Annotated in this window: 1 protein-coding gene; it reads left to right on the top strand. The window is 70.1% G+C overall.

Annotated features, from left to right (window positions below; translation table 11 throughout):
- Window positions 1-630: site-specific integrase (locus AC1DVP_RS21350; RefSeq protein ID WP_477185480.1), on the top strand; the 630-nt coding region annotated here is incomplete at its 5' end.
- Window positions 631-678 lie beyond the last annotated feature (48 nt).

Raw genomic sequence — 678 nt, 5'->3', positions numbered from 1 at the left:
GCGCTGCTGCTGTCGAAGGTCGCCGAGTACTACCGGCCCCTCGTCCTGCTGCTCGTTGCCTCCGGGCTGCGCTGGGGGGAGGCGACTGCGCTCACCGTCGCCGACCTCGACCTCACGTCGACGCCCGCGACCGTGCGCGTCACGAAGGCGTGGAAGCGCGACGAGAACCGTCACTGGTACGTCGGCCCACCCAAGACCAGGCGAGCGCGACGCACCGTGTCGCTTCCCGACGACCTCGTCGGCGTTCTCCGCGGCGTTATCGCTAGCAAGGCTCCGGGAGATCTCGTGTTCCCGAACACCGTCGGGAGCCAGCTCTCGTCCTCAAGGTTCTGGACGCAGACGTGGACGCCCGCGCTCGAGGCCGCGATGAACCCGCTGCGGCCGGACGGGTCGCCCGACCCTGACGCGCCCCGGCTGACGAAGCGTCCACGCGTGCACGCCCTGCGGCACACGCACGCGTCGTGGATGATCGCCGCCGGCGTCGACCTGTTCATCCTGCAGCGGCGGCTCGGGCACGAGTCGATCACGACGACGACCGAGACGTACGCACACCTGCTGCCGGACCAGCAGGCGGCCGCGGCGGCCGCCGCGGGAAGAGCGTTGAGCGGGCTCGTCATCCAGCCTCAATGACGGCTCACGCGCGCAGCGTGAATGTCGCGTCATCGCTGTGTCTATAGG

Source organism: Flavobacterium sp. P3_A6 (assembly GCF_056403035.1).
This window is presented reverse-complemented; position numbering and strand designations above follow the sequence as displayed.